We start from the raw sequence: 7,416 nt of genomic DNA, 5'->3' as shown, positions 1-7,416 counted from the left end.
CAACGCTCGGCACCGGACTCCGTGTCGTCAGGCGGGCGGGCGGACGATGGCGTCGACGTCGATCTCGACCAGCATTCCCGGCACGGCCAGTCGCGCCTCCACGCCGGTCGCGGCGGGCAGGATGCCCGCGAAGGTCTCGCCGTGTGCGCGGACGTACTCCTCGGCGAGGGCGATGTCGGCGAAGTAGGCACGGGTCCGCACGACGTCGGCCATCGACGCGCCGAGCCGCTCCAGGGTCGCGGCGATCTTGGCGAAGGTGTAGACGGCCTGACCGTGCATGTCACCGGGATGCTGGATCGCGCCGTCCGGGTCGACCGCACCCGACCCGGAGACGTAGACGTGGTCGCCCACCCGGCGGCCGCGCGCGTAGCTGCCGACGATCTCGTATCGGGAACCCGTCGAATCGGTCAGATCGATCATGGGTGTGCTGCTCCTGTCGCCGCGGCGCGGGTCGCTGCGGTCACACAAGTACGCGCAGATTGACGCCGAACAGTCAAGTATGCGTGCGTCAGGCGCTCACATCGTTGATCGGACGCGTTCTCCTTGCACGTTTCGCCGGAGGTTGATGCCGTACCGGAACGGTGTCGACAGCCGGTGGACGTGTGAGTAGACGAAGTTGCGCACGTCCACCACCGAGGGGATGGACAGCAGCTCCTCCAGCAGGTTGGCCAGCTCGTAGCCGTCGGTGCAGATGACCTCCCCGCTCACGAGCCACTCGCTGCCGGCGTTGAGCACCAGGAGCCGCACCTGCGGGATCGCGGCGATCCGGTCGAGCCCGGATCCGACGTCGCCGCGCATCTTCAGCCGCAGAAGCGCCTGGATGTCGGGGATGGTCGAGACCCGGTCGACCGTCGCGGTGGCCCGGATGTGGTCCTCGTGGAACAGGCGCTTGGTCTTGGCACGGACGATCCAGTACGGCTGGTCGAGAGAGGCCTCCAGCTCCCGGTAGGAGGCGCGCGGGTTCTCCACGAGCCGGTGCAGCAGGGCGGTGTCGATCTCGTCCAGGGATGCCGGGTCCGGTGCGGGCCGAGGCGTTCGCGCCCCGGGCAGGTCGAACCACTTGACCACGTCGAGGGTCCGGACGAGCTCGGCGTCCTGGATCGTCCCGTGCTGTACGACCAGGTCGTCGACCACGGTCGCCAGCTCGGTGTCGTTCCGGGCGACGAGACCGCAGAACAGGTTGCGGTCGCCGATCAGCTGGGCCAGGAAGCTGACGTTGGGGTGCTCGGTCAGCGTCCGGATCACCGGCTGGAGGCGACCGCGCACGCCGAGCAGGAGCGAGCCGACGGTGTGGTACCCGAGCGCCTCGGGGGAGACGAGGCCCATGACGCGCAGCACGCCGTCCGAGGTCATCCGGTTCACCCGTACCCGGACCGCGTCCGTCGAGAGGCCGACCGTGTCCCCGATCCTGGTGAAGGTCATGCGGCCGTCCTCGCGAAGGAGCCCGACGATCGCCTCGTCGATGTCGTCCATCGCGTACCGGTTCATCGCGCTCCTCGGATCGTCAGGATGAGCGGAGGCTACTCCCGGGTGTGACCGGCCCGCGGGCTCCGATCCCGCGCGCCGGTGTCGCCGACCGGTGTGTGGTCGATCGGGGTCCGCCGCTCCGGCGGTGTGTTGTGGCCACGTGTCGTCGAGGCTACGACTACAACATCCCCTGGACAGCCTCCGATGTTCGGTGAATATTACTCGCTACCGGGTTCGTTGCCGTCAATCTGGCGTGAGTTGAAGGGTGCAACGATGGAAGTCGTGGATATCCCCGACCGGCCGCGGCCGTGCTCGACCGGCGTGCCGGGACGAGCGTCGTGAGCGCACCGGCCGTCGAGGCGGTGAGCGGGCCCCCGGAGCCCCCGGACGGGCGCCGCCGGCCCCGGCGGCGAGCGTCGGTGGACTTCGCGGCCGCTGTCGGACTGGTGGGGATGGCGTTCCTGCTGCTCGCGTTCGGCAGCGCGATCGTCGCCATCGTCGTGTTCAGCGCCGAGGACGGCTTCGCCGGTTACCTGACGGCGATCGAGAGCCCGCTGTTCCGGCGGGCCGTCCGGAACACGGTGGAGATGGCCGTGGTGGTCACCGTCGCCTGCCTCGTCGTCAGCTATCCGTACGCCTACTGCATGGTCTACTCGTCGCGGGCGGTACGGATCGCGCTGATCGCGGCGCTGCTGATCTCGTTCTGGACGAGCCTGCTGGTGCGGACCTACTCCTGGCAGATCATCCTCAACGACACCGGGCTGCTCAACCAGCTGCTCCTCTCCCTGGGCGTCGTCGACGAGCCGCTGCGCCTCGCGAGGACGAAGTTCGCGGTGTACGTGGGCATGGTCCACATCCTCGCGCCGCTGAGCACGCTCGCGCTCTACGCGAACATCCGCAGCCTCGGGCCGGGGCTGCTGCTCGCGGCCCGCGGGATGGGCGCGTCGCCGGCTCGTGCGTTCCTGCACGTGACCCTGCCGCTCACCGCCCCAGGAGCGTTCGCCGGCGCGACGCTCGTGCTGATCCTCGCGCTCGGCTTCTACATCACGCCCCAGATCCTGGGTGGGACGGGCGACCTGTACGTGGGGAACGCGATCGTCATCCAGCTGGAGGAGCTCTACCGGCCCGAGGTCGCCTCGGCGATGTCGGTGCTGCTGCTGGTCTCCGTGCTGGTGGTCCTGCTCGCCGCGGGCAGGTTCGTCGGAGTCGGCCGGATCCTCGGGATCGACCGGGCGCGGGAGCGCGGATGATCCGGGCCGGCCGGCTCACCGGCACCGTCGCACTCGGGCTCGCGGCGATTCTCGCCTTCCCGACCGTCGTGGTGATCGGGACGTCGGTGACCTCCGGGGAGCTGCTGAGCTTCCCGCCCGACGGCTTCTCCCTGCGGTGGTACGAGGACGTCCTCACCGACCGTCGGTTGGTGGCCGCGTTCCGCAACAGCTTCGTCGTCGGTGTCTCGGCCGCGATGGTCGCGATGGTCGTCGGCACGGTGCTGGCGGTCGCCGCCGCCCGCGGCCACGGAGTGCCCCGCGGTCTGGTCACCGGGCTCGCGCTCACCCCGCTGGTGGTCCCGCTGGTGGTCGCCGCGCTCGGCATCTACGTCGTGTACGTGCGGCTCGGCCTGACCGGCAACGCCACCGGGATGGCGCTGGCACACGCCACCCTCGGCGTGCCGTACGTCTTCATCAACGTCCTGGCCGCGCTGACCGGCATGAACCGGAACGTCGAGGACGCGGCCCGGGCGGCGGGTGCCGGCCACTGGTCGGTGCTGCTCCGGATCACCGTCCCGATCGTGGCCCCGTCCGCGGTGATCGGCGGCGTGCTCGCCTTCATCAGCTCGTGGGAGGAGGTCATAGTCGCGCTCTTCCTCGTCACCCCGGGCTTCCGGACCGTCCCGGTGGTGATGTGGGGCGAGATCCAGGAGGGGGTGTCACCCGCGACCTCGGCGGTCGCCTCCCTGGTCACCTTCATCTCGATCCTGGCCAGCCTCAGCCTGGCCGTCGTCCCGTGGATGCGGCGCCGCGTGCGGCACGTCGTCACGAAGATCGGAGCCCGTCATGACGCGAACCGACGTGCGGCCGGGTGATCCGGCCGCGACCGCGGCCACATCGGGCGAGGACGGCACGGCACCGGGCGGTGCGGCGGTGCGACTCGACGGCATCGTCAAGGAGTACGGAGCCTTCCGCGCCGTCGACGACGTCTCGTTGACCATCGCCGCGGGTGAGTTCGTCACGCTGCTCGGTGCCTCCGGCTCCGGCAAGACGACTCTGCTGCGGATCCTCGCTGGGTTCGTCCCGGCCACGCTCGGCGGGATCCGGATCGACGGTCAGGAGATCTCCGGGGTCCCGGTGCACCGCAGGCACATCGGCATGGTGTTCCAGGACTACGCGCTCTTCCCGCACCTGAGCGTCGAACGGAACGTGGCCTTCCCCCTGCGGATGCAGCGGACCCCGCGGGCCGAACGCCGGGCGCGGGTCGCCGAGGCCCTCGACATGGTGCAGCTGGGACACCTCGGCCGGCGGCTGCCGAAGGAGCTGTCGGGTGGCCAGCAGCAGCGCGTCGCGCTGGCCCGCGCGATCGTGGCGAGGCCCCGGCTGCTGCTCATGGACGAACCCCTCGGTGCGCTCGACCGCCGGCTGCGGGAGTCCATGCAGATCGAGATCCGCCGGATCAGCCGCGAGCTCGGGCTCACGGTCGTGAACGTCACCCACGACCAGGAGGAGGCGATGAGCATGAGCGACCGCATCGCGATGCTCGCCGAGGGCCGCCTCGTCCAGTACGGGGCCCCGGAGGACCTGTACCGCCGACCGGTGAACGACGTCGCGGCGTCCTTCCTCGGGGAGTCGAACCTGTTCCGCGGCACCGTCACCGAACAGCAGGGCAGGCTCTGCCTGCCCGACGCGGGTGGCCACGTCCTGCTCCCCACCGGGCCGGGGTGGTGGCGGCCCGGAGCGTCCGCCGTGGTCATGGTCCGGCCGCAGTCGGTCACCGTGCGGTCCCGGGATGCCGACCGCCCACCGCCGCACCGGAGTTCCGTTCCCGGCACCGTGGCGGCGACCGTCTACGCCGGGGACTCCTGGCGGATCCTCGTCCACGACGCCGGCGGCCGGGAGCTGGTCGTCCGGGCCGGGCCGGACGTTCCGCACGACTTCGCGATCGGCGACGAGGTCACGCTCGACTGGGACCCCGCTCACAGCGTCGTCATGGCCGCGGCGTCGTGATCACCGCGGCCCCGTGACGACGGCGGCCCGCCGAACCCGCGCAACCGAAAGGAGATGGTGTCTTGTCCACCGACATGTTCCACCTCGGGTGGTTCCTCGAAGGGTCCAGTGCGCAGGCCTGGAACCAGGAGTACACGGGATTCATCGGGCGCGACTGGATGCGACCGGACCTGATGGTCGACGTCGCCCGGTCGCTGGAACGAGCGGGATTCGACTACGTCCTGCTCGAGGACACGAGCTGGGTCCCCGACACCTTCGGCGGCAGCTCCGAGGTCTATCTCCGGCACGCGATCGCGACTCCCCGGCAGGACCCGGCGCTGGTCGCGGCGGTGATCGCCCAGGCGACCACCCGCCTCGGGATCGTCCCGACACTCGGTACCTACGCCTACCCGCCGTACCAGCTGGCCCGTCTCGTGGGGACCCTGGACCAGGTCTCCGCCGGGCGCATCGGCTGGAACGTGGTGACCGGGAGCTCCGACGGAGCCGCCCGGAACTTCGGTCGGGACGCGATGCCCGAGCACGACGAGCGGTACGTCCGGGCCCACGAGTACCTCGATGTCGTCAACCGGCTGTGGGGTTCGTGGGAGCAGGACGCGATCCTCGACGACACCACCGCCGGGGTGTTCGCCGATCCCGCGAAGGTGCACACCGTCGACCACACCGGGAAGTACTTCTCGGTGCGCGGGCCGCTCAACTCCGGACCCGTCCCGCAGGGCAGACCGGTGATCGCCCAGGCGGGCGGCTCGCCCGCGGGGAAGTCCTTCGCCGCGGCACACGCCGACACCATCGTCTCGACGGCGAAGGGCGTCGAGGAGATGAAGGCGTTCCGCGACGACGTGCGGGCACGGATGGTCGCCGCCGGTCGCGATCCCGACGACTGCAAGGTCCTCTTCCTCACCTCGCCGGTGGTCGGGCTGACCGAGGACGAGGCGACACAGCGCCGGAGGGCCCGCCACCAGGAGGGCCTCGACCAGGCGGCGATCCGGATGTTCTCCCAGCTCGCGAAGACGACCAACATCGACTTCTCGGTCTACGACCTGGACCAGCCGCTCGACACGCTCGACTTCGCCACCAACGGCCACCAGCACATGCTGGGGAACTTCGTGGCCCGGGCCGGGGCGAAGCCTGACGCGACGCTGCGGGAGATCTCGGCCTCCCTCTACGGGGAGGGCAGCATCGACTTCACCGGCACCCACGACTCGGTGGCCGGCCGCATGTGCGAGGTCATGCAGGAGGTCGGCGGCGACGGGTTCCTGCTCGTGAGCTACTCGCTGAGCAGGCGGCACATCGCCGAGATCACCGAGGGGCTGGTCCCGGCGCTGCAGCGGCGCGGGGCGGTCCGCAGCCGGTACGCGCACGCCACCTTCCGCGACAACCTGCTGGAGTTCTGATGGCCGACATGTTCCATCTCGCCTGGTTCCTGCACGGTTCGTCGGCGGTCTCCTGGGGGCGCCCCTTCACCGGTTCCATCGGCCGCGACTGGATGAGCCCGGACCTGGTCGTCGACATGGCGCGCAGCATGGAACGCGCCGGGTTCGACTACCTGCTGATCGAGGACTCCTCGTACGTCCCGGACGCCTACGGCGGCTCGATGGACGTCTACCTCCGGGCCGGGCACTCGAGCCCGCGCCAGGACCCGACGGTGGTCTCGGCGCTGGTCAGCCAGCGCACCGAACGACTCGGCATCGTGCCGACGATCGGCACCTTCGCCACCCCGCCCTACCTGCTGGCGCGGGCGATCGGCACGCTCGACCAGCTGTCGAACGGGCGGATCGGCTGGAACGTCGTGACCGGCAGCTCGGACCGCGCCGCGCAGAACTACGGCATGCCCGGGATGCCCGAGCACGACGAGCGCTACGAGATCGCCGACGAGTACCTGCGTGCGGCCATGGCACTGTTCGGCTCCTGGGAGCCGGGCTCCGTCGTCGACGATCCGGCGGCGGGGATCTTCGCCGACCACACCAGGGTCCACCGGGTCGACCACCGTGGCGAGCACTTCGCCGTGCGGGGGCCACTGAACTCCGGCCCGTTGCCGCAGGGCAGGCCGGTGATCGCGCAGGCGGGCGGATCACCGAGGGGCCGCGAGTTCGGCGCCCGGCACGCCGACACCGTGCTGTGCATGGCGAAGACCGTCCCGGAGATGAAGGCCTTCCGCGACGACGTCCGCCGGCACGCCGCGGCATTCGGCCGCGACCCCGATGACATCAAGGTGCTGTTCATCATCGATCCCGTCATCGGTGGCACCGAGGAGGAGGCCCGCGAGCGGGTACGGCAACGCGAGCTCGCCGCGCTGGCGGACGCCGAGATCACCCTGGCCATGCAGTCGAAGGTGACCAACATCGACTTCGGTGCCTACGACCTTGACCGTCCGATCGAGCTGAGCGGGCTGCGCACGAACGGCCACCAGCAGGTGCTCGAGCAGTTCGTCGCCGTCGCCGGCGAGGGCCGGACGCTGCGCGAGGTCGCGGTGGAGCTGGCCAGGGCCGCGACCACCCGGCTGGCCGGGACACCGGACTCGGTGGCCGCCCGGATGGCCGAGACGATGGCCGAGGTCGGCGGGGACGGCTTCCTGTTCAGCTCGAACGACGTGAGCAGGCGGACGGTCGCCGAGATCACCGACGGGCTGGTGCCCGCCCTGCAGCAGCGCGGCCTGGTCCGCACCGGCTACGAGCACGCGATGTTCCGCGACAACCTGCTGGCCTTCTGACCGGCGCGAACACGCCGGCCC

General features: G+C 70.6%; 7 protein-coding genes. 5 read left to right on the top strand and 2 right to left on the bottom strand.

The genetic code is table 11. From position 1 onward, the window contains the following. Nucleotides 1-27: 27 nt before the first annotated feature. Nucleotides 28-420 (bottom strand): Rid family hydrolase, encoded by a 393-nt coding sequence (locus ABD160_RS02635; RefSeq protein ID WP_344017953.1) that lies wholly within the window; start codon nucleotides 418-420, stop codon nucleotides 28-30. Nucleotides 421-516: 96 nt separating this feature from the next. Continuing rightward, on the bottom strand, nucleotides 517-1,488 hold the full coding sequence (locus ABD160_RS02630) for an AsnC family transcriptional regulator (RefSeq protein ID WP_344017952.1): 972 nt from the start codon (nucleotides 1,486-1,488) through the stop codon (nucleotides 517-519). 317 nt (nucleotides 1,489-1,805) lie between these two features. On the opposite strand from ABD160_RS02630, the gene ABD160_RS02625 reads away from it, so the two are divergent. The 5 genes from ABD160_RS02625 (at nucleotide 1,806) to ABD160_RS02605 (ending at nucleotide 7,395) form a co-directional block, all read left to right on the top strand. Beyond that, entirely contained in the window at nucleotides 1,806-2,717 is a 912-nt protein-coding gene (locus ABD160_RS02625; RefSeq protein WP_344017951.1) for an ABC transporter permease, read from the top strand. Beyond that, nucleotides 2,714-3,553 carry an ABC transporter permease gene (locus ABD160_RS02620; protein WP_344017950.1) on the top strand — a complete coding sequence of 280 codons (840 nt, stop codon included), beginning with the start codon at nucleotides 2,714-2,716 and terminating at the stop codon, nucleotides 3,551-3,553. Before ABD160_RS02625 ends, ABD160_RS02620 begins: the two co-directional genes overlap by 4 nt. After that, entirely contained in the window at nucleotides 3,525-4,688 is a 1,164-nt protein-coding gene (locus ABD160_RS02615) for an ABC transporter ATP-binding protein (protein ID WP_344017949.1), read from the top strand. The genes ABD160_RS02620 and ABD160_RS02615 overlap by 29 nt, the downstream gene beginning before the upstream one ends. 62 nt (nucleotides 4,689-4,750) lie before the next feature. Beyond that, a complete protein-coding gene (locus tag ABD160_RS02610; protein ID WP_344017948.1) occupies nucleotides 4,751-6,079 on the top strand; it encodes an NtaA/DmoA family FMN-dependent monooxygenase in 1,329 nt (442 codons plus the stop codon). Then, nucleotides 6,079-7,395 carry an NtaA/DmoA family FMN-dependent monooxygenase gene (locus tag ABD160_RS02605; protein ID WP_344017947.1) on the top strand — a complete coding sequence of 439 codons (1,317 nt, stop codon included), beginning with the start codon at nucleotides 6,079-6,081 and terminating at the stop codon, nucleotides 7,393-7,395. Before ABD160_RS02610 ends, ABD160_RS02605 begins: the two co-directional genes overlap by 1 nt. Nucleotides 7,396-7,416: the final 21 nt, after the last annotated feature.

It is taken from the genome of Pseudonocardia kongjuensis, assembly GCF_039526905.1.
Classification (GTDB): Bacteria; Actinomycetota; Actinomycetes; order Mycobacteriales; family Pseudonocardiaceae; genus Pseudonocardia; species Pseudonocardia kongjuensis.
Note: the sequence above shows the minus strand (reverse complement) of the source record. Positions and strands in the feature narration are given on the sequence as shown.

What these genes read in the sequence shown, in the direction of transcription:
- ABD160_RS02635 (WP_344017953.1), bottom strand. Translation starts at nt 420, where the DNA reads ATGATCGATCTGACCGATTCGACGGGTTCCCGATACGAGATCGTCGGC.
- ABD160_RS02620 (WP_344017950.1), top strand. Translation starts at nt 2,714, where the DNA reads ATGATCCGGGCCGGCCGGCTCACCGGCACCGTCGCACTCGGGCTCGCG.
- ABD160_RS02615 (WP_344017949.1), top strand. Translation starts at nt 3,525, where the DNA reads ATGACGCGAACCGACGTGCGGCCGGGTGATCCGGCCGCGACCGCGGCC.
- ABD160_RS02630 (WP_344017952.1), bottom strand. Translation starts at nt 1,488, where the DNA reads ATGAACCGGTACGCGATGGACGACATCGACGAGGCGATCGTCGGGCTC.
- ABD160_RS02605 (WP_344017947.1), top strand. Translation starts at nt 6,079, where the DNA reads ATGGCCGACATGTTCCATCTCGCCTGGTTCCTGCACGGTTCGTCGGCG.